The sequence below is a fragment of the Streptomyces rubiginosohelvolus genome (assembly GCF_014649875.1).
GTDB classification, from domain to species: domain Bacteria; phylum Actinomycetota; class Actinomycetes; order Streptomycetales; family Streptomycetaceae; genus Streptomyces; species Streptomyces rubiginosohelvolus.
The window spans coordinates 189,846-208,560 of record NZ_BMTW01000008.1 but is presented as its reverse complement, the minus strand read 5'-3'; the positions used below and the strand labels follow the sequence as shown (position 1 = coordinate 208,560).

The 18,715-nt window shown below is 70.6% G+C and carries 22 protein-coding genes and 1 riboswitch; of the genes, 17 read left to right on the top strand and 5 right to left on the bottom strand.

Annotated features, from left to right (window positions below; genetic code table 11):
- Positions 1-103: 103 nt before the first annotated feature.
- Positions 104-529, top strand: a complete 426-nt coding sequence (locus IE134_RS19885; RefSeq protein WP_030708748.1) for a hypothetical protein — start codon at positions 104-106, stop codon at positions 527-529.
- A 31-nt stretch (positions 530-560) separates the two neighbouring features.
- Here the strand turns inward: IE134_RS19885 and IE134_RS19880 are convergent, their stop codons facing one another.
- Positions 561-1,151 (bottom strand): isochorismatase family protein, encoded by a 591-nt coding sequence (locus IE134_RS19880; RefSeq protein ID WP_010062072.1) that lies wholly within the window; start codon positions 1,149-1,151, stop codon positions 561-563.
- A gap of 186 nt (positions 1,152-1,337) precedes the next feature.
- Positions 1,338-2,666, bottom strand: a complete 1,329-nt coding sequence (locus IE134_RS19875; RefSeq protein WP_097944912.1) for a nicotinate phosphoribosyltransferase — start codon at positions 2,664-2,666, stop codon at positions 1,338-1,340.
- Between the two features lie 79 nt (positions 2,667-2,745).
- Here IE134_RS19875 and clpS point away from each other — a divergent pair, with 79 nt between their 5' ends.
- The 10 genes from clpS (at position 2,746) to IE134_RS19830 (ending at position 10,929) form a co-directional block, all read left to right on the top strand.
- Complete coding sequence (clpS, locus tag IE134_RS19870) at positions 2,746-3,063, top strand: ATP-dependent Clp protease adapter ClpS (protein ID WP_010062069.1); 318 nt, start codon at positions 2,746-2,748, stop codon at positions 3,061-3,063.
- Positions 3,064-3,114: 51 nt separating this feature from the next.
- Positions 3,115-3,741: a DUF2017 domain-containing protein gene (locus tag IE134_RS19865; RefSeq protein ID WP_030708743.1), complete on the top strand. Its 627-nt coding sequence runs from the start codon at positions 3,115-3,117 to the stop codon at positions 3,739-3,741.
- A gap of 345 nt (positions 3,742-4,086) precedes the next feature.
- Positions 4,087-5,541: an amino acid permease gene (locus tag IE134_RS19860; RefSeq protein ID WP_030708741.1), complete on the top strand. Its 1,455-nt coding sequence runs from the start codon at positions 4,087-4,089 to the stop codon at positions 5,539-5,541.
- A 333-nt stretch (positions 5,542-5,874) separates the two neighbouring features.
- Positions 5,875-6,297: a M67 family metallopeptidase gene (locus IE134_RS19855; RefSeq protein WP_030708739.1), complete on the top strand. Its 423-nt coding sequence runs from the start codon at positions 5,875-5,877 to the stop codon at positions 6,295-6,297.
- A gap of 29 nt (positions 6,298-6,326) precedes the next feature.
- A riboswitch (cobalamin riboswitch) is annotated at positions 6,327-6,480 on the top strand.
- A 53-nt stretch (positions 6,481-6,533) separates the two neighbouring features.
- Entirely contained in the window at positions 6,534-7,544 is a 1,011-nt protein-coding gene (locus IE134_RS19850; RefSeq protein ID WP_030708737.1) for an ABC transporter substrate-binding protein, read from the top strand.
- Positions 7,541-8,581, top strand: a complete 1,041-nt coding sequence (locus IE134_RS19845; RefSeq protein WP_030708735.1) for a FecCD family ABC transporter permease — start codon at positions 7,541-7,543, stop codon at positions 8,579-8,581. Before IE134_RS19850 ends, IE134_RS19845 begins: the two co-directional genes overlap by 4 nt.
- A gap of 25 nt (positions 8,582-8,606) precedes the next feature.
- Positions 8,607-9,404, top strand: coding sequence for an ABC transporter ATP-binding protein (locus IE134_RS19840; protein ID WP_030708734.1), 798 nt, complete (start codon positions 8,607-8,609; stop codon positions 9,402-9,404).
- Positions 9,405-9,473: 69 nt separating this feature from the next.
- On the top strand, positions 9,474-9,602 hold the full coding sequence (locus IE134_RS34460; RefSeq protein ID WP_255382959.1) for a putative leader peptide: 129 nt from the start codon (positions 9,474-9,476) through the stop codon (positions 9,600-9,602).
- A 98-nt stretch (positions 9,603-9,700) separates the two neighbouring features.
- Positions 9,701-9,979: a MoaD/ThiS family protein gene (locus IE134_RS19835; RefSeq protein ID WP_006124874.1), complete on the top strand. Its 279-nt coding sequence runs from the start codon at positions 9,701-9,703 to the stop codon at positions 9,977-9,979.
- The gene (locus IE134_RS19830) at positions 9,979-10,929 is read left to right on the top strand and encodes a PLP-dependent cysteine synthase family protein (protein WP_030708732.1); all 951 of its coding nucleotides are present in this window, start codon (positions 9,979-9,981) and stop codon (positions 10,927-10,929) included. Before IE134_RS19835 ends, IE134_RS19830 begins: the two co-directional genes overlap by 1 nt.
- A gap of 242 nt (positions 10,930-11,171) precedes the next feature.
- Here the strand turns inward: IE134_RS19830 and IE134_RS19825 are convergent, their stop codons facing one another.
- Positions 11,172-11,684 carry a type II toxin-antitoxin system PemK/MazF family toxin gene (locus IE134_RS19825; RefSeq protein ID WP_189431237.1) on the bottom strand — a complete coding sequence of 171 codons (513 nt, stop codon included), beginning with the start codon at positions 11,682-11,684 and terminating at the stop codon, positions 11,172-11,174.
- 239 nt (positions 11,685-11,923) lie between these two features.
- Between IE134_RS19825 and IE134_RS19820 the strand changes: the two genes are divergently transcribed.
- Together IE134_RS19820 and IE134_RS19810 are read left to right on the top strand one after the other, a co-directional pair.
- Entirely contained in the window at positions 11,924-12,676 is a 753-nt protein-coding gene (locus IE134_RS19820; protein ID WP_030708730.1) for an MBL fold metallo-hydrolase, read from the top strand.
- Between the two features lie 46 nt (positions 12,677-12,722).
- Positions 12,723-13,232 (top strand): GNAT family N-acetyltransferase, encoded by a 510-nt coding sequence (locus IE134_RS19810; RefSeq protein ID WP_098894265.1) that lies wholly within the window; start codon positions 12,723-12,725, stop codon positions 13,230-13,232.
- A 91-nt stretch (positions 13,233-13,323) separates the two neighbouring features.
- On the opposite strand, the gene IE134_RS19805 is transcribed toward IE134_RS19810, so the two are convergent.
- Positions 13,324-14,589: a PTS transporter subunit EIIC gene (locus IE134_RS19805; protein WP_030708728.1), complete on the bottom strand. Its 1,266-nt coding sequence runs from the start codon at positions 14,587-14,589 to the stop codon at positions 13,324-13,326.
- Positions 14,590-14,850: 261 nt separating this feature from the next.
- Complete coding sequence (locus IE134_RS19800) at positions 14,851-16,110, bottom strand: PTS transporter subunit EIIC (RefSeq protein WP_030708727.1); 1,260 nt, start codon at positions 16,108-16,110, stop codon at positions 14,851-14,853.
- A gap of 220 nt (positions 16,111-16,330) precedes the next feature.
- Between IE134_RS19800 and IE134_RS19795 the strand changes: the two genes are divergently transcribed.
- The 4 genes from IE134_RS19795 to rdgB all read left to right on the top strand — a co-directional run bounded on the left by IE134_RS19795 (position 16,331) and on the right by rdgB (position 18,688).
- Positions 16,331-16,564, top strand: a complete 234-nt coding sequence (locus IE134_RS19795) for a PTS sugar transporter subunit IIB (protein WP_010062050.1) — start codon at positions 16,331-16,333, stop codon at positions 16,562-16,564.
- Positions 16,565-16,754: 190 nt separating this feature from the next.
- A complete protein-coding gene (rph, locus tag IE134_RS19790; RefSeq protein ID WP_006124866.1) occupies positions 16,755-17,492 on the top strand; it encodes a ribonuclease PH in 738 nt (245 codons plus the stop codon).
- 124 nt (positions 17,493-17,616) lie between these two features.
- Positions 17,617-18,006: a hypothetical protein gene (locus IE134_RS19785; protein WP_030708725.1), complete on the top strand. Its 390-nt coding sequence runs from the start codon at positions 17,617-17,619 to the stop codon at positions 18,004-18,006.
- Between the two features lie 79 nt (positions 18,007-18,085).
- On the top strand, positions 18,086-18,688 hold the full coding sequence (gene rdgB, locus IE134_RS19780; protein ID WP_032785277.1) for an RdgB/HAM1 family non-canonical purine NTP pyrophosphatase: 603 nt from the start codon (positions 18,086-18,088) through the stop codon (positions 18,686-18,688).
- The last annotated feature ends 27 nt before the right edge of the window (positions 18,689-18,715 follow it).

Genomic DNA, 18,715 nt, shown 5'->3' with positions numbered 1-18,715 from the left:
AGCATGATCGGCCGTCGCCCTCTAGCGGGCGGCGGCCGATCGTGTTTAGGTGCGTCTTGTTCACATCCTTATTGACACGACGTCTCACGGGGGAGCGTGGAGCATGGCAGGCGGAGGTTTCTGCAGGTTGCCGAACGGCACGGTGGTGGTCGCCCTGACCCTCACCAGACCGGCCGACGGCACAGGTCCCGGCAGCGGTACGGGAGCGGGGCCAGGGGCCCCTGTACGGGTGCTGGTGCACGCGGTGAACCGGGCGCGCGCCCTGACCAGGCTGCGCAATCAGGGGCTGCGGGCGGTCTATCTGCGCGGCAACGACCAGCCGCCGACACCGGACGAGATCACGGCGGTGCTGCACCATCCGGACGGCCTGCTGTGGCGGGCCGCCCCGCAGGCGGACCCGGTCGCCCTGCCCGGCGGCCTGGGGCGTCAGGCGTCGGCGCCGGGCTCGTCGTGCCAGGAGCTGTGGCACCCGATCCGGGCGCTGCTGGGTCCCGGCGGGTACGCCGGACCGGCCCGCCCGGCCGCGTAGGGCCCGGGCGGGCCCGGGCTGAGACGCTGGGCTACGACGCGACGACGGGCGTGCCGGAGAGCTTCACGCCCGCCGTACGCAGCTCCGCCAGGGCCCGTTCCGTGGTGGCGCCGGAGACGCCCGCGGTCAGGTCGAGCAGCACATGGGTGACGAAGCCCTCACGGGCCGCGTCCAGCGCGGTGGCCCGGACGCAGTGGTCGGTGGCGATGCCGACCACGTCGACCTCGGTGACCTCGCGGTCGCGCAGCCACTGGGCGAGGCCGGTCCCGTTCTCGTCGGAGCCCTCGAACCCGCTGTACGCGGCCGAATACGCCCCCTTGTCGAACACCGTGTCGATGGCACCGGAGGCGACGGCGGGCGCGAAGTTCGGGTGGAAGCCGACGCCCTCCGTACCGGCGACGCAGTGCACCGGCCAGGAGTCGACGTAGTCCGGGTTCGGCGAGAAGTGGCCGCCCGGGTCGATGTGGTGGTCGCGGGTGGCGACCACATGGCGGTAGGCGGGCTGGGCGTCACCGATCAGGTCGGTGATGGCGGCGGCGACGTCGGCACCGCCCGCCACCGCGAGGCTGCCGCCCTCGCAGAAGTCGTTCTGAACGTCCACGACGATCAATGCGCGGTGCATGGCGGGTGTCCTTCGGTGGGGGCGGGAGCGGAGTGAGCGGGGCGGGGATCGAGCGGCGGCCCCGGGGGCCGGGGGTTCGAGCCTAGGCACTGGAACGTCACAATCAAGCCCCGTCCGCGAAACCCCCGGTTTGGACCGACCCGGTCCGGGTGCGCCCGGGGCGGCCCCGGGCGCACCCGGACCGGCTCAGGCGTACTCGGTCGGGATCACCGGCTCGCCCCGCGACAGCTGGATCGCCGACATCGGCAGCCCGGCGCGCGCGGCCACGTGCCGCTCCCGGACCGCGTCCAGCGGCTCGCGGGCGACCACCTCGCCGTCCCGTACCAGCTCCACCAGCAGCTGCCTGTCGGCCAGCTCGGCGGGGACCGGGCCGGTGCCGATCACCTCGGCCTCGGCGACGCCGTGCTCGTCGGTCCGGCGCGCGGCCCACTTGCGGCCGCCGACCGACGACTTCGCGCCGAGCGACTTCTTGGCCACCGGCACCAGCGGGGCGTCCGGCTCCGCCGAGCCGGCGCGGGCCACCAGCTTGTAGACCATCGAGCAGGTGGGGTGCCCGCTCCCGGTGACGAGCTGGGTGCCGACCCCGTACGCGTCCACCGGCGCGGCGGCCAGCGAGGCGATGGCGTACTCGTCCAGGTCAGAGGTCACCACGATCTTCGTGCCCGTCGCCCCCAGCTCGTCCAGCTGCTGCCGCACCCGGTGCGCGACCAGCAGCAGGTCCCCGGAGTCGATCCGTACGGCGCCGAGCTCGGGCCCGGCGATCTCCACGGCCGCCCGGACCGCCTCGGTCACGTCGTACGTGTCGACCAGCAGCGTCGTGCCCCGGCCGAGCGAGTCCACCTGGGCCCGGAACGCGTCGCGCTCGCTGTCGTGCAGCAGGGTGAAGGCGTGCGCGCTGGTGCCGACCGTCGGGATCGCCCAGCGGAAGCCCGCCGCCAGGTCGGAGGTGGCGTCGAAGCCGCCGACGTACGCGGCACGGGCGGAGGCGACCGCGGAGAGCTCGTGGGTGCGGCGGGCGCCCATCTCGATCAGCCGGCGGCCCCCGGCGGCGGCCGACATCCGCGAGGCGGCGGCGGCGATGGCGGAGTCGTGGTTGAGGATGGAGAGGATCACCGTCTCCAGCAGCACGCACTCGGCGAAGGACCCCTCGACCCGCAGGATCGGGGAGCCGGGGAAGTAGACCTCGCCCTCCGGGTAGCCCCAGATGTCGCCGCTGAAGCGGTAGCCCGCCAGCCATTCGAGGGTCGGCTCGTCCACGATGCCCTGCTGGCGCAGGAAGCCGATCATCTCGTCGTCGAAGTGGAAGTTCTCCACCGCGTCCAGCACCCGGCCGGTGCCCGCGACGACGCCGTACCGCCGCCCCTCGGGGAGCCGGCGGGTGAACGCCTCGAAGACCGAGTGCCGGTCGGCGGTGCCGGCCTTGAGGGCGGCCTGCACCATGGTCAGTTCGTACTGGTCGGTGAAGAGCGCGGTCGACGGAACGCCGACCCGCCGACCGAGGTCCGCTGTGTTCATGGCTGGGATGCTACCCCCTATTCGTCAAAGTGACGAGATGTGGGGTCCGTTTGTGCGCCGGGCCCGCCCGGGTGGCAGCATGGGACAAGTGAGCGTTGCTACCCCGCTAGAGATCGAACGTCCCGATTCGGCCGAGGAGACCTTCGCGGTCCCCGAGCCGGACGTCCCGTGGGTGACGCTCGTCCACAACGACCCGGTCAACCTGATGAGCTATGTGACCTATGTCTTCCAGGCCTACTTCGGCTATCCGAAGGACAAGGCCCACAAGCTCATGCTGGACGTGCACCAGAAGGGCCGCGCCGTCGTCTCCAGCGGCAGCCGCGAGGAGATGGAACGCGACGTCCAGGCCATGCACGGTTACGGGCTGTGGGCCACCCTCACCCAGGACCGCAACTAGGGCTTCACCCGCCCCGCCACCCGCCCCGTTCGATCCACCATCGGAGAATCCATGGCCGGCCATTTCGAGGCCACCCCAGGCGGCGGCGCGGCCGTCGCGCTCGACGAGGTCGAGATCTCCATCCTGCGCTCCCTCGCCGTCCAGCTGCTGGAGCTGATCGGCCCCGGCGACCAGCCCGCCGACGGCGAGGACCCGCTCGCCGCCCTCTTCGCCGAGGGCCCCAGCAAGCCGCCGACCGACCCGGCGCTCGCCCGGCTCTTCCCCGACGCCTACGGAGGGCCAGGGGGGTCCGAGGGGTCCGCCGGGGCCGGAAAGCCGGAGGAGGAGCAGGAGCTGCGCGAGCGGTCCGCCGAGTTCCGCCGGTTCACGGAGATGGACCTGCGCACCGGCAAGCGCGACGACGCCCTCGCCGTCGTCCGCACCCTGGACGCGCTCTCGCCCGCCCCGGACGGCGGAGCCGTCCTCACCCTCACCGGCGAGGAGTGCCTCAGCTGGCTCCGCTCGCTCAACGACCTGCGCCTGACCATCGGCACCCGGCTGGAGGTCTCCGACGAGGACCAGGGCGAGGAGGGCTCGCTCTACCGGCTCCCCGACAGCGATCCGCGCAAGCCCATGGTGATGGCCTACCTCTGGCTCGGCGCCCTCCAGGAATCCCTGGTCGAGACGCTCATGCCGTAGGCAGCCTCCGGAGAACGACGGGCCCTCGCCAAGCCGTGGCGGGGGCCCGTCGTTCGCTCAACGGACGCTCAGATCCGAGTAACGATCCCGCCAAGTCATTCGGGTCATTCGTTCCGGGTGGGGCTTTATGTCCCCTTCTGCCTGTGGTGTGCACCACAGAATGTCCCACGGTGTCCTGTGACAGCCGTGATAAATCTTCACGACCGCCCGGGGACGCCACCCCTGTTTCCCGGGGGCGCTACACACCGGCCGAACGCCGGTCGCACTCCATCCATATCCGGGGGGATCAGGACCTGATCCGCAGCCTTGTACGGCGCGGATCGGCGTGGAGAAAGGCGCACCACCATGACATCGGCGCACGTCGACGAGGGACAGGTCGACAAGGGTCAGCCCGGCGGCAATGCCGGGGACGCCGGAGCCGGCGGTGAGGGATACCAGCGCGGTCTGGGAGCTCGCCAGATTCAGATGATCGCCATCGGCGGAGCCATCGGCACCGGGCTCTTCCTCGGCGCGGGCAAAGCCATCGACCGGGCCGGGCCGAGCCTCATCCTGGCCTACGTCATCGCAGGTCTGGTCATCTTCTTCATCATGCGGGCCCTGGGCGAGCTGCTCATGTACCGCCCCGTCTCGGGCTCCTTCTCGGAGTACGCCCGCGAATTCATCAGCCCGTTCTTCGGATTCGTCACCGGCTGGACCTACTGGCTGTTCTGGGTCGTCACCGGAATCACCGAAGTCACCGCCGCAGCCACCTATATGACGTACTGGTGGAACATTCCGCAGTGGCTGTCCGCCCTGGTGTTCACCGTCATTCTCTACGCCGCCAACCTGATCTCCGTGAAGCTCTTCGGTGAGCTGGAGTTCTGGTTCTCCATGGTCAAGGTCACCGCCATCATCGGCATGATCCTGATCTGCGCGGGCGTGCTCACCATCGGCTTCTCCGACGCCGGGGACACCGCGACCGTCTCCAACCTCTGGAACGACGGCGGATTCTTCCCCAACGGCATCACCGGCACCCTCATGACGCTCCAGATCGTCATGTTCGCCTTCCTCGCCGTGGAGCTCGTCGGCGTCACCGCCGGGGAGTCCAAGGACCCCAAGACCGTGCTGCCCAAGGCCATCAACACCGTGCCGTGGCGCATCGCCGTCTTCTACGTCGGCGCACTGATCATGATCCTCTCGGTCGTGCCGTGGTCCACCTTCAAGCCCGGCGTCTCCCCGTTCGTGAAGGCCTTCGAGGAGATGGGGCTCGGCGTCGGCGCCGCCATCGTCAACTTCGTCGTCCTCACCGCGGCGCTCTCCTCCTGCAACTCCGGCATGTACTCCACCGGCCGCATGCTCCGCGACCTCGCCCTCAACGGCCAGGGTCCCCGCGCCTTCACCAAGCTGACGAAGAACGGCCTGCCGCTGGTGGGCACCACGTTCTCCGCCGCCCTGATGCTCGTCGGCGTGTGGATCAACTACCAGTGGCCGGGCGAGGCGTTCAACTACGTCGTCTCCTTCGCGACCATCTCCGGCATGTGGGCCTGGATCATGATCCTGATCAGCCAGATCCGCTACCGCCGCAAGGCCGACGCCGGTCTCCTGCCGCAGTCCTCGTTCAAGGCCCCGGGCGCCCCGTACACCAGCTGGTTCGCGCTCTGCTTCATCGGCATGGTCATCGTGATGATGGCGATCGACAAGGACGCCCGGATCTCGCTCTACTGCGCACCGCTGTGGGCGCTCATCCTGTTCGTCTCCTACCGGGTGCTCCAGTCGCGCAACCCGTCGGCCCCGGAGAAGACCTCCACCGAGACCCGCTGACCCGGGAGCCGCACCACCGGCCCCCGGATCCCCGGCGACCCCGAGGGCGGGCCCCACGACCACCCTCCTCCCGGACCGTCCCGGCCGCCCCAACGGCCGACGTGTCCACCATGCGGGCCCCCGCGTACCACCCACCGGTACGCGGGGGGCCCGCCTGCCGCAGACCGACCGGGAATCGGGGGGCGGCGTCGCGGGGCTGGGCACGCGCATCTGCGGCGTTGTCGTCAATCACCAACGCTCCGCGTTGACTCAATCCTCCGCCTTGCAGCTGCACGCACCCAGCCCCGCTCCTTCTCCCACCCCCCGATTCCCGGTCGGTCTTATCCTGGCGCCATGCTGACCATCACCCAGACGCTCTACGACCAGATCGTCGCCCACTCCCGCGCCGACCACCCCGACGAGGCGTGCGGAGTGGTCGCGGGCCCGGCCGGGACGGACCGCCCCGAGCGCTTCATCCCGATGCTCAACGCCGCCCGCTCGCCCACGTTCTACGAGTTCGACTCCGCCGACCTCCTCAAGCTCTACCGCGAGATGGACGACCGCGACGAGGAACCCGTGATCGTCTACCACTCGCACACGGCGACCGAGGCCTACCCCTCCCGCACCGACGTCACGTACGCCAACGAGCCCGGCGCCCACTACGTCCTGGTCTCCACCGCCGACACCGACGACTCGGGCCCCTTCCAGTTCCGCTCGTACCGCATCGTGGACGGCGAGATCACCGAGGAAGACGTGCAGGTCGTCGAGGCGTACTGAGCCCCCGGGTACCGCGCGGAGCCGCCGGACGGGTCTGGCACACTGCACCCCGAACCCATCAAGGCGGCAGGAACCAGGAAGCCGGTGCGAATCCGGCACGGTCCCGCCACTGTGACCGGGCCCCCTCCCGTACGGACTCCGACTCCGTGCCGGAGGGCGGCCCGGAAGCCAGGAACTGGCCCGCCGCCTTCTCGCATCGACCAGGGGACGCGGAAATCCCCCGGAGAGGCCCCGCCATGTTCCGGCGCACCCCTGCGCTCATAGCCGCCGCCGTGCTGCTCCCGCTCGCCCTCACCGCCTGCTCCGCCTCCTCCGACGGCGACGCCGCCACCGGGGACAAGGCGTCGGCGACGAGCGAAGGCTTCCCGTACACCGTCAAGAACTGCGGTGTCACCACCACGTACAAGGCCCCGCCGAAGCGCGTGGTCACCATGAACCAGCACGTCACCGAGATCATGCTGGAACTGGGCCTGAAGAAGTCCCTCGTCGGCACTGCCTACCTCGACGACAAGGTCCTGCCGAAGTACGCCGAGGACTACGCCTCCGTCCCCGTCCTCGCCAAGGAGTACCCCTCCTACGAGCAGGTCCTCGCCGCCAACCCCGACTTCGTCTACGGCGGCTACGCCAGCGCGTTCACCGCGGGCGACGGCCGCGGCCGCGAGGCGTTCAAGAAGTCCGGCATCGAGACCCGCCTCAACACCGAGAGCTGCACCAAGGGCGACCAGCCCATGGACACCCTCTACGAGGAGATCCGCGAGGTCGGCCGCACCTTCGGCATCAGCGACCGCGCCGAGGCCTGGATCGAGCAGGCCAAGGCCGACAACGCCGCCACCGCCAAGAAGCTGGCCGACCTCAAGCCGGTCTCCGTCTTCGTCTACGACAGCGGCGACAAGACCGCCTTCACCGCGGGCGGCGAGGGCATCGGCAACGAGCTGATCGAGCGGGCCGGCGGCACCAACGTCTTCGCCGACCTCGACAAGCCCTTCGGCGACGCCTCCTGGGAGAACGTCGTCGACCGCAAGCCCGACGTCATCGTGATCTACGACTACGGCGCCACCACCGTCGAACAGAAGAAGAAGCGCCTCCTCGACGACCCGGCCCTCGCCGACGTCCCCGCCATCAAGAACAAGCGCTTCGCCGTCATGCCGCTGTCCGACGCGGTCCTCGGCGTCCGCGTCCCCGCCGCCGTCGACAAGCTCGCGGCCCAGCTCCACCCGGAGGCGGTCAAGGCGGCCACCACCCCGTGACCTGCCGCGCCTCAGCTCCTCGGCGGCCGCTCGGTTACGTCCTGGTGCTCGGCGTCCTCGCCGCGCTCCTGGCCGTCGCCGTCCTCGCCGCCCTCGCGCTCGGCTCCGTCCGTATCCCGCCCGGCCAGGTGCTCGACATCCTGACCGGGCGGGCGGAGGCGAGCCCGTTCCGCACGATCGTCCTGGACGTGCGGCTGCCCCGGGTCCTGCTCGGCATCGTCGTCGGCGCCGGACTCGCCGTCATCGGCACCGTCCTCCAGGCCCTCGTCCGCAACCAGCTCGCCGACCCGTTCCTCCTCGGCGTCTCCTCAGGGGCCTCCACCGGCGCGGTCCTGGTCATCGTCCTCGGTATCGGCGCGTCCCTCGCCACCACCGTCACGATCCCCGCCGCCGCCTTCGCCGGCGCCCTGCTCTCGCTGCTGCTCGTCTACACCCTGGCGCGCGGCGGGGGCGGCCTCACCACCAACCGGCTCGTCCTCGCCGGGGTCGCCGTCTCCTACGTCCTCTCCGCCCTGACCAGCCTGATCCTCGTCACCTCCGCCCGTGCCGACCACCTCCAGGAAGTCCTCTACTGGACCCTCGGCGGCCTCGGCTCGGCCCGCTGGGACATGCTCGCGCTCCCCGCGGTCACCCTGGTCGCGGGCACCGCCGTCCTCCTCACCCTGGCCCGCCCGCTCGACCTGCTCCTGGTGGGGGAGGAGGGTGCGACCGTCCTCGGCCTCGACACCGCCCGCTTCCGGGCCGCCGTCTTCGTCCTCGTCTCCCTGATGACCGGGGTGCTCGTCGCGTACAGCGGGGCGATCGGCTTCGTCGGCCTGATGGTCCCGCACATGGCCCGGATGGCGGTCGGCGCCGCACACCGCGCCCTCCTCCCGGTCGTCGCGCTCGGCGGCGCGGTGTTCCTGGTCCTCGCGGACCTGGCCGCCCGGACGCTCGCGGCCCCGCAGGACATCCCGGTCGGGGTGCTCACCGCGCTGACCGGCGGACCGTTCTTCCTCTGGATGCTGCGACGCAGGCCGGAAGGAGCACCCGCGTGACCACACCGCTCGAAGGAGCCCGCACGTGACGACCCTGCGCACCGAGGCACTCTCGTACGGGACCGGCGAGGGCCGCCATCTCGTCGACGCCGTCGACCTCACCGCCGCCGACGGCGAGACCGTCGGACTCGTCGGCCCCAACGGCAGCGGCAAGACCACGCTCCTGCGCTGCGTCTACGGCACCCTGCGCCCCACCCACGGCCGGGTCCTCCTCGACGGCGACGACCTCGCCACCCTCCCCGTGAAGGCCCGCGCTCAGCGCATCGCCACCGTCCCGCAGGACGGCCACGCCGGATTCGAGCTCACCGTCGGCCAGGTCGTCGCGATGGGCCGCGCCCCGCACAAGCGGTTCTGGGAGGCGGACACGGCGGCCGACACCGCCCTGGTCACCGGGGCCCTCGACCGGGTCGGGATCGCCGCGCTCGAACCCCGTACGTTCGCCTCCCTCTCCGGCGGCGAACGCCAGCGGGCCCTGGTCGCCCGCGCCCTGGTCCAGCAGCCCTCGCTCGTCGTCCTGGACGAGCCGACCAACCACCTGGACATCCGCTACCAGCTGGAGATCCTCTCCCTGGTCCGCGACCTGGGCACCACCAACCTCCTCGCCCTGCACGACCTCAACCTCGCCGCCTACTACTGCGACCGCCTCTACGTCCTCAAGGACGGCCGGGTCGTCGCCTCCGGCACCCCGGAAGAGGTCCTCACGGCCGAACTGCTGAGCGAGGTGTACGGCGTCGCCGCCGAGGTCAGCGCCCACCCGAAGACCGGCGCACCCACGGTCGTCTACCTCCCGGAGGGGCAGGGCAGCCGAACTCTGTCCACATAGCGAACGCTCACCATCCATCATGTGGGATCACACTCGGGTTTCCGCACAGGGAATCGATACGATGCCCGCATGGTTCCCCATGACGTGAGCAACAAGACGCCGGGCACGCTGCTCGTCGCGCGGCTGCACGTCGACCTGTGCAGGCTGGCGAGCGCGATCTGTCCCAGCCGCAGCCTGCCCGTGAGCCGCCCGGCCTGAGCCGCGGTCCGCGCGCCCACCCACACGCACCACCCCCCGCGCGGGGGCAGAAACGCGCGCCCCACGCCACCTCTCCGCTTTCGACAGGAGCCCACGCCATGGCCATCGAGGTCCGCATCCCGACCATCCTCCGCACCTACACCGACGGCGCGAAGGCCGTCGAAGGCAACGGGGACACCCTCGCCGACCTCTTCGCCGACCTGGAGAGCCGCCACACCGGCATCCGTGAGCGCATCGTCGACGGTGAGCAGCTGCGCCGCTTCGTGAACGTCTACCTCAACGACGAGGACGTCCGCTTCCTCGACGGCATCTCCACCAAGCTCAGCGACGGCGACAACGTCACGATCCTTCCGGCCGTCGCCGGCGGCATGCGCTGATGCGGTACGACTCCCCGCTGGCGGCCGTGGGGAACACGCCCCTCGTCCGCCTCCCGCGGCTGTCCCCGTCCGAGGACGTCCGTATCTGGGCCAAGCTGGAGGACCGCAACCCCACGGGCTCGATCAAGGACCGCCCGGCGCTCCACATGGTCGAACAGGCCGAGAAGGACGGCCGGCTCACCCCCGGCTGCACCATCCTGGAGCCCACCAGCGGCAACACCGGCATCTCGCTCGCCATGGCGGCCAAGCTCAAGGGCTACCGCATCGTGTGCGTCATGCCGGAGAACACCTCCCAGGAACGGCGCGATCTGCTCGCCATGTGGGGGGCGGAGATCATCTCCTCCCCGGCCGCGGGCGGCTCCAACACCGCGGTCCGCGTCGCGAAGGAACTGTCGGCGGAGCACCCGGACTGGGTGATGCTCTACCAGTACGGCAACCCGGACAACGCGGGCGCCCACTACGCGACCACCGGCCCGGAGATCCTCACCGACCTCCCGTCCATCACCCACTTCGTGGCGGGCCTCGGCACCACGGGCACCTTGATGGGCGTCGGCCGCTACCTCCGCGAGAACCGCCCCGGCATCCAGGTCGTCGCCGCCGAACCGCGCTACGACGACCTTGTCTACGGCCTCCGCAACCTCGACGAGGGCTTCGTCCCCGAGCTGTACGACGCCTCGGTCCTCACCACCCGCTTCTCGGTCGGCTCCGCCGACGCGGTCACCCGCACCCGCGAACTCCTCCAGCAGGAGGGCATCTTCGCGGGCGTCTCCACGGGCGCCGCGCTCCACGCGGCGATCGGCGTGGGAAAGAAGGCGGTCAAGGCGGGGGAGAGCGCGGACATCGTCTTCGTGGTGGCGGACGGAGGCTGGAAGTACCTGTCGACGGGCGTCTACACGGCGGAAACGACGGAAGCGGCGATCGAAACGCTGCAGGGCCAGCTCTGGGCGTAGGCCGTAGTTTCAGCCCGTCCAGCGCGTTTGAGGACGTCTTTCAAGCCCGGTCCGGGCGCACTCTCCACCCCGGACCGGGGGCAATGTCGGCCCGTCCGGGCAATCCCAGCCCGTCCGGCGCTTGAGGACGTCTTTTCGCCCGTCAGCGCTTGCCCTCCAGCGGGTCCGGGGCACCATTTCAGCCCCTCCGGCGATTGAGGAGCGGGGTCCGGGGCGGAGCCCCGAAACCAGGGCCCCGCCCCTCACCTCGCCCCCAGCTTCCGCACGCGCTCCCACACCCCCGGATCCACCGCCCCCACCCTCCGCCGGAACGCGTCGACCCGCACCTCCCGCAGCTCATCCGTCTCCAGAAAGCTCTGCCGCCCCCGCCGGTCCCCGACCGCCCCGGCCGGCAACGCGATCACCCCGGGCCGCTCCTCGTGATGCTTGCTGGTGATCTTCGCGACCAGCGCCGTACGCCCCCGCCCCCGTACCGAGATCACCAGACACGGCCGGTCCTTCGACCCGGGCCCGTCCTCGTACGGCACATCGGCCCACCACACCTCGCCCGCCCGCGGCACCCGCGCATCCGACGTCGAAGGCCGCGACGACGAAGACGGCCGCGAAGGCCGGGACGGCGGCCGGGCCGACCCCGCAGGCCGACCCGGTCGCCGGGACCGCGGCCCCCGGTCCGACCGCCCCCGCCCGTCCACCACCGCGGCGACGAGCGCGAGCAGAACCACGGCGACCAGCGCCACCCACCAGAACGTGTTCATCCCCCGACCGTACCGGCGGGGCGAAGAGCGCCCCCGAGGCCCGGACCGTGGGCGCGCTTCCATCGAACCGGTGACAGAGCAGGTGAGTTCCCCCACAACGGAGGGCAGCGGAGGAGCGACGTGGAGTTTCGCGCCTTACGCTCGACGAACCGCAAAACCGATCCCGCAGGAACCGCCCCCCGGCTCCGGCCGACTCGCACGAACCCTCCCCGTTCCCGCGCCCCGGAGGTTCACGCTCCATGAAGCTCACCGTCGTCGGCTGCTCCGGCTCGTTCCCGTCCAAGGGTTCGGCATGCTCGAGCTACCTCGTAGAGGCCGACGGCTTCCGGCTGCTCCTCGACATGGGCAACGGCGCCCTCGGCGAGCTGCAGCGCCACGTCGGTCTCTACGACCTCGACGCGATCTTCCTCAGCCATCTGCACGCCGACCACTGCATCGACATGTGCGCGTACTTCGTCGTGCGCTACTACCCGCACGGCGGCGACCGCCCTCGCCCTCTCCCGGTCTACGGCCCCGAGGGCACCGAGCAGCGGCTGACCGCCGCCCACGGCGACACCCCCTCCGACCGCGCGATGGGCGAGGTCTTCGACTTCCACACCCTCAAGTCGGGTTCCTTCGAGATCGGCCCGTTCTCGGTCCGTACGGAGAAGCTCTGCCACCCCGTCGACACCTTCGGCATCCGCATCGAGCACGGCGGCTCCTCCCTCGCCTACTCCGGCGACACGGGGACCTGCGAGGCGCTGGAGGACCTGGCCCGGGACGTGGACCTCTTCCTCTGCGAGGCGTCGTTCGTCGACGGCAAGGAGGACATCCCCGACCTGCACCTCAACGGCCGTGAGGCCGGCGAGGCGGCCGCCCGCGCCGGAGCGCGCCGACTGGTCCTCACCCACATCCCGCCGTGGACCGACGCCGACCGCAACGCCGCCGACGCCCGCGCGGCCTACTCGGGCCCGGTGGAGCTGGCGGTCCCGGGAGCGGTGTACGAGCTCTGATCGGCGGCCGCTTCCCGGGGCCGGGCGGCTCTGCGAGACTGCCCGGATGATCACGATCAGACCCGCCCGGGACGGCGACCTCGACGGCTTCCTGACCCTGGCCGCCCAGGTCGAGCACTGGTTCGGCCCGATGGTCGAGGAGCCGGGCTTCCACCGGGCGGTGGAAGCCCACATCCGTACCGGGGCGGCACTGATCGCCGAGGCCACGGAGCCCGCCGCCCCCTCCGCCGGGGTCTCCGGCCCGGTCGGCGGCCTGCTGTTCGGCGCCGACCCGCCCACGTACCACGTGCACTGGCTGGTCACCGCCGCGCACTGCCGGGGCGCGGGCGTGGGCCGACGGCTGATGGCGGAGGCGATGTTCCGGTACGTCAGCGGGCCCGGCACCGTCGAGGTGGTCACGTTCGGGCCCGACCACCCGGGGGCGGTGGAGAGCGGGGCCCGGGCCTTCTACGAGAAGCTCGGCTTCGCGCCCGGCGAGCCCACCGACCCGGGCCCGGAGGGCGGCTCCCGCCAGATCTACCGGCTGGACGTGCCCGCTCCCGTACGCCAGGTGTGAGGCGACCAAGCGGCAGACAGACCGAAGCCCCCGCCCCCCGAAGAACATCTCGGGTGGCGGGGGCTTCGGCGTACGACGTTTGTGCCGGAGGCTACTTCGCCTCGGCCTTCTGGAGCTCGGCGAGCTCCTCGTCCGACTCCCGGCCCGGGGTCGGGAGGTTGAACTTGATGATCGCGAAGCGGAAGACCACGTAGTAGATCACCGCGAAGCAGAGGCCGACCAGGACCAGCATCCAGGGCTTCGACGCGATGCCGAGGTTCAGCAGGAAGTCGACCAGACCGGCCGAGAAGCCGAAGCCGTCCTTCATGCCGAGCGCCCAGGTCAGAGCCATCGACACACCGGTCAGCACTGCGTGGATCGCGTACAGCACCGGGGCGATGAACATGAACGTGAACTCGATCGGCTCGGTCACACCGGTGACGAACGAGGTCAGGGCGAGGGAGAACATCATGCCGCCGACGACCTTGCGGCGCTCGGGGCGGGCGCAGTGGACGATCGCGAGGCAGGCCGCCGGGAGGGCGAACATCATGATCGGGAAGAAGCCGGTCATGAACTGTCCGGCGTCCGGGTCACCGGCGAGGAAGCGGGCGATGTCGCCGTGGGCGCCGTTGTACTCGCCCGCCTGGAACCACGGGAAGGAGTTCAGCAGGTGGTGCATGCCGACCGGGATCAGCGCACGGTTGGCGACACCGAAGATGCCCGCGCCGACCGCGCCGGAGCCGACCAGCCACTCACCGAAGTTGTGCAGACCGGCACCGAGGACGGGCCAGATCAGACCGAAGACGATACCGACGACGAGTCCCGCGAAGGCGGAGAGGATCGGGACGAGGCGGCGGCCGCTGAAGAAGCCCGCCCAGTCGGGCAGCTTGGTCCGGTAAAACTTCTGGTAGAGCAGGGCGACGATGATGCCCATCACGACACCGCCGAGGACACCGGCGTTGACCGGGGCGTCGCTCATGACGATCTTGCCGTCGACGACGCTGGCGACCTGCGGCAGGTTGCTGTCGGTGAAGGTGGCGAGCACCTTCTGGAAGACCAGGTAGCCGGTGACGGCGGCCAGCGCGGTGGAGCCGTCCGACTTCTTCGCGAAGCCGATCGCGATGCCGACGGCGAACAGCAGCGCCATGTTGTCGAGGATCGCGCCACCGCCCGCGGCCATGTAACCGGCCAGCTTGGTGACGACGGTCGGGAACGAGTCGCGTCCCAGCATGTCCCCGTTGCCGAGGCGGACCAGGAGTGCGGCGGCCGGCAGCACGGCGACCGGCAGCATGAGGCTGCGGCCGATGCGCTGCATGACGGCCATCGCGCCGGCGCCCTTCTTCTTCTCGGCCGCGGGTGCGGTCTCAGCCGTGGTCATCAACTTCCTCCATGGGACACGGTGCCGCCCAGGTCGTTGATGCGGGGAGGCGGCGACTCGACAGACCCTGCGGCAGAGCGCCGTGGTCTGGACCACTCAGTGGTGTAGACCAGTTTTAGCACGGTGAGGGATAGATAAGGAACCTTCAATTCCCATCTCATTCGCAGTAGCAGACTCGGCACGTTCGGTGACATGTCGAAGGCCCCCGGACCGGGCGGTCCGAGGGCCTTGCGGGGCCGGGGCCGAAGCCCCGGTGTGCTGCTACTTCGTCAGATCCTTCTCGATCTCCTTCTCGATCTCCTCGGGTTCACGCCCCGGTGTCTTGAGGTCGAACTTGGTGATCGCGAAGCGGAAGATCACGTAGTAGATCACGGCGAAGCACGCGCCGATCGGGATGATCAGCCAGGGTTTCGTATCCAGATGCCAGTTGACGACGTAGTCGATCAACCCGGCCGAGAAGCTGAACCCCGCATGCACCCCCAGCAGCCAGGTGATGCCCATCGAGGCGCCCGTCAGCACCGCGTGCACGCCGTACAGCAGCGGCGCGACGAACATGAACGAGAACTCGATCGGCTCGGTCACGCCCGTGACGAACGACGTCAGCGCCACCGAGACCATCAGGCCCCCGACCTCCTTGCGGCGCTCGGGCCGCGCGCAGTGGGTGATAGCCAGGGCGGCGGCGGGCAGGCCGAACATCATGATCGGGAAGAAGCCCGAGGTGAACTGGCCGGCCGACGGGTCCCCGGCGAAGAACCGGGAGATGTCGCCCTGCACGGTCTGGCCGTCCGTTCCGGTGTACTCGCCCGCCTGGAACCAGAAGAACGTGTTCAGGAACTGGTGCATGCCGATCGGGATCAGCAGCCGGTTCGCGAAGCCGAAGATCGCCGCACCCCAGGAGCCGAGGTCGATCAGCTGCTTGGAGAACCAGGTCAGCCCGTCGCCCACCGGCTGCCACAGCAGTCCGAACAGGACGCCGAGGATCACGCAGAGGAACGCCATCAGGATCGGCACCAGGCGGCGCCCGTTGAAGAAGCCCAGCCAGTCGACCAGCTTGGTCCGGTGGTAGCGCTGCCAGACGACGGCGGTCAGCAGGCCGATCAGGATGCCGCCGAGCACGCCCGGGTTCTGCGGCTCCCCGTCGGGCAGCTCGTCGGTCACGGTGCCGTCGATGGGGAAGGCGGTCAGCACCCCCCGGTAGACGAGGAAGCCGACGACCGCCGCCAGCGCGGTGGACCCGTCCGCCTTCTTCGCGAAGCCGATGGCGACGCCGATGCAGAACAGCAGGGGCAGGCCGAGCTCGCCGTCGAGGATCGCGCCGCCGCCGTTGAGCAGGACCTTGGAGGTCTTGTCCCAGAACGCGCCGTCCAGGTAGGAGCTGAACAGGTTGCCGAGGCTGACGAGGAGACCGGCGGCGGGGAGGACGGCCACCGGGAGCTGCAGGCTGCGCCCGACCTTCTGGAGGCCCTGGACCGGTCCGTTCCACCATTTCTGCTGCGATGCCGCAGCGTCGCTCGCACTCATGGGCGTCCTCCCGGAACACTTCGCGTTTGGCGGTCGTTGCAAACTGGTGTAGACCAGTTGCGTCACGGCCCGAGCCCAGCCCCAGAAGGCAGGGGACCGGTGATCGTCATCTTTCGGGATTGTCCGGTTACCCGCCCGCGAAGTTGGGCCAACCGTGCGTTACCGTGACGAAACGGACCCGCAGCGGGCGGCCGTCTGCGCGCGAAACAGGGAGAAGGACATGGCCACCAAGGCTGAGAAGATCGTCGCCGGGCTCGGCGGCATCGACAACATCGACGAGATCGAAGGCTGCATCACCCGCCTCCGCACCGAGGTCCACGACCCCAGCAAGGTCGACGAAGCCGCCCTCAAGGCCGCCGGCGCCCACGGCGTCGTCAAGATGGGCACCGCGATCCAGGTCGTCATCGGCACCGACGCGGACCCCATCGCCGCCGACATCGAAGACATGATGTGACCGGCTGACCCCACGCCGGACCACGCGGCCCCGCCTCCGCCGGGCACCCGCACCCGCAGGCCCCGTACCCCCACCGCAGGGGACGGGGCCTGCCGCGCACCCGGACCGCGACCGCCACGCCCACCGCATCCTTCATCGGGTCCACCGCACCCGAACGGAGCCACCCCCGCCAACGGATACAGTCGGCCCCATGTCTCGCATCGACGGCCGCACCCCCGAACAGCTCCGCCCCGTCACCATCGAACGCGGCTGGAGCAAGCACGCCGAAGGCTCCGTCCTCATCTCCTTCGGCGACACCAAAGTCTTCTGCACCGCCTCCGTCACCGAAGGCGTCCCGCGCTGGCGCAAGGGCAGCGGCGAAGGCTGGGTCACCGCCGAATACTCCATGCTGCCCCGCTCCACCAACACCCGCGGCGACCGCGAAGCCGTACGCGGCAAGATCGGCGGCCGCACGCACGAGATCAGCCGCCTGATCGGCCGCTCCCTGCGCGCCGTCATCGACTACAAGGCCCTCGGCGAGAACACCATCGTCCTGGACTGCGACGTCCTCCAGGCCGACGGAGGCACCCGCACCGCCGCCATCACCGGGGCGTACGTCGCCCTCGCCGACGCCGTCACCTGGGCCCAGGGCAAGAAGATCGTCAAGGCCGGCCGCAAGCCGCTCACCGACACCGTCGCCGCCATCAGCGTCGGCATCGTCGACGGCACCCCGCTCCTCGACCTCTGCTACGAGGAGGACGTCCGCGCCGAGACCGACATGAACGTCGTCTGCACGGGCGACGGCCGCTTCGTCGAGGTCCAGGGCACCGCCGAGGGCGCCCCCTTCGACCGCAAGGAGCTGGGCTCCCTCCTGGACCTGGCCACCGCGGGCTGCGTCGACCTCGCCGCGCTCCAGCGTGACGCACTCGCAACCACGCGGAACGCGTAGCGACTCGCCCGCCTCGGGTAAAGAAGCAACCAAATACGCACCACAGAGCGTCGTTACGGATACGGGCGCACGGGTCGAACCGTGCGTCCGTCCACGTACCGACCCCCGGGGAGGGACCCGCACCATGGCTTCGCGCCGCCACCGACGTATCGCACTCGCCACCGCCGCCACCCTGCTGACACTGACCACGGCAGTGGGCTGCGCCGGCCTCGACAAGGCGCTCGACTGCGTCCGCACCGCCGACGCCATCGCCACCAGCGTCAGCAAGCTCCAGCAGGCCGTCTCCAACGCCTCCGAGGACATCACCCAGGCCTCCGAGTCCCTGGACGAGATCGACCGCGAGCTGAAGAAGCTCGACGACACCACGGACAACGCCGACCTCTCCAAGGCCGTCGACGACCTCCAGACAGGCGTCACAGACGTCCGCAAGTCCATCGAGGCGGGCGACGCCACCCCCGACATCACTCCGGTGACGGACGCGGCGACGGAGATCGGCAAGGTCTGCAGCCCGTAAGACCACAGGCGCGCGGGAGAGGGAGAGGGGACCGGGCCGGCCGAAGCATCCACAGCACCGGCCCGGCGATAATCGCCCCATGAAGCGCCTGATCCTCGCCACCCGCAACGCCGGGAAAATCACCGAACTCCACGCCATCCTCGCCGACGCGGGACTCGACCTCGACCTCGTCGGCGCGGACGCGTACCCCGACATCCCCGACGTCAAGGAGACCGGCGTCACCTTCGCCGAGAACGCGCTCCTCAAGGCCCACGCCCTGGCCCGGGCCACAGGCCACCCGGCCGTCGCCGACGACTCCGGCCTCTGCGTGGACGTCCTCGGCGGCGCCCCCGGCATCTTCTCGGCCCGCTGGTCCGGCACCCACGGCGACGACGAGGCCAACCTCAACCTGCTCCTGGCCCAGCTCGGCGACATCGACACCCCGCACCGCGGCGCCTACTTCGCCTGCGCCGCAGCCCTGGCCCTCCCCGACGGCACGGAACGCGTGGTCGAGGGCCGCCTGAACGGCATCCTCCGCCCCACCCCGTCGGGCACCAACGGCTTCGGCTACGACCCGATCCTCCAGCCGGAGGGCGAGACCCGCACCTGCGCGGAGCTGACCCCGGCGGAGAAGAACGCGATCAGCCACCGGGGGAAGGCGTTCCGGGCGTTGGTGCCGGTGGTGCGGGAGTTGGTGGGCTGACGCAGTGCGGCCCGGCCCTGGGAAGGG

Coding starts and splice junctions, on each gene's coding strand:
- IE134_RS19885 (WP_030708748.1), top strand. CDS start 104: ATGGCAGGCGGAGGTTTCTGCAGGTTGCCGAACGGCACGGTGGTGGTC.
- IE134_RS19880 (WP_010062072.1), bottom strand. CDS start 1,151: ATGCACCGCGCATTGATCGTCGTGGACGTTCAGAACGACTTCTGCGAG.
- IE134_RS19875 (WP_097944912.1), bottom strand. CDS start 2,666: ATGAACACAGCGGACCTCGGTCGGCGGGTCGGCGTTCCGTCGACCGCG.
- clpS (WP_010062069.1), top strand. CDS start 2,746: ATGGGACAAGTGAGCGTTGCTACCCCGCTAGAGATCGAACGTCCCGAT.
- IE134_RS19865 (WP_030708743.1), top strand. CDS start 3,115: ATGGCCGGCCATTTCGAGGCCACCCCAGGCGGCGGCGCGGCCGTCGCG.
- IE134_RS19860 (WP_030708741.1), top strand. CDS start 4,087: ATGACATCGGCGCACGTCGACGAGGGACAGGTCGACAAGGGTCAGCCC.
- IE134_RS19855 (WP_030708739.1), top strand. CDS start 5,875: ATGCTGACCATCACCCAGACGCTCTACGACCAGATCGTCGCCCACTCC.
- IE134_RS19850 (WP_030708737.1), top strand. CDS start 6,534: ATGTTCCGGCGCACCCCTGCGCTCATAGCCGCCGCCGTGCTGCTCCCG.
- IE134_RS34460 (WP_255382959.1), top strand. CDS start 9,474: ATGGTTCCCCATGACGTGAGCAACAAGACGCCGGGCACGCTGCTCGTC.
- IE134_RS19835 (WP_006124874.1), top strand. CDS start 9,701: ATGGCCATCGAGGTCCGCATCCCGACCATCCTCCGCACCTACACCGAC.
- IE134_RS19830 (WP_030708732.1), top strand. CDS start 9,979: ATGCGGTACGACTCCCCGCTGGCGGCCGTGGGGAACACGCCCCTCGTC.
- IE134_RS19825 (WP_189431237.1), bottom strand. CDS start 11,684: ATGAACACGTTCTGGTGGGTGGCGCTGGTCGCCGTGGTTCTGCTCGCG.
- IE134_RS19820 (WP_030708730.1), top strand. CDS start 11,924: ATGAAGCTCACCGTCGTCGGCTGCTCCGGCTCGTTCCCGTCCAAGGGT.
- IE134_RS19810 (WP_098894265.1), top strand. CDS start 12,723: ATGATCACGATCAGACCCGCCCGGGACGGCGACCTCGACGGCTTCCTG.
- IE134_RS19805 (WP_030708728.1), bottom strand. CDS start 14,589: ATGACCACGGCTGAGACCGCACCCGCGGCCGAGAAGAAGAAGGGCGCC.
- IE134_RS19800 (WP_030708727.1), bottom strand. CDS start 16,110: ATGAGTGCGAGCGACGCTGCGGCATCGCAGCAGAAATGGTGGAACGGA.
- IE134_RS19795 (WP_010062050.1), top strand. CDS start 16,331: ATGGCCACCAAGGCTGAGAAGATCGTCGCCGGGCTCGGCGGCATCGAC.
- rph (WP_006124866.1), top strand. CDS start 16,755: ATGTCTCGCATCGACGGCCGCACCCCCGAACAGCTCCGCCCCGTCACC.
- IE134_RS19785 (WP_030708725.1), top strand. CDS start 17,617: ATGGCTTCGCGCCGCCACCGACGTATCGCACTCGCCACCGCCGCCACC.
- rdgB (WP_032785277.1), top strand. CDS start 18,086: ATGAAGCGCCTGATCCTCGCCACCCGCAACGCCGGGAAAATCACCGAA.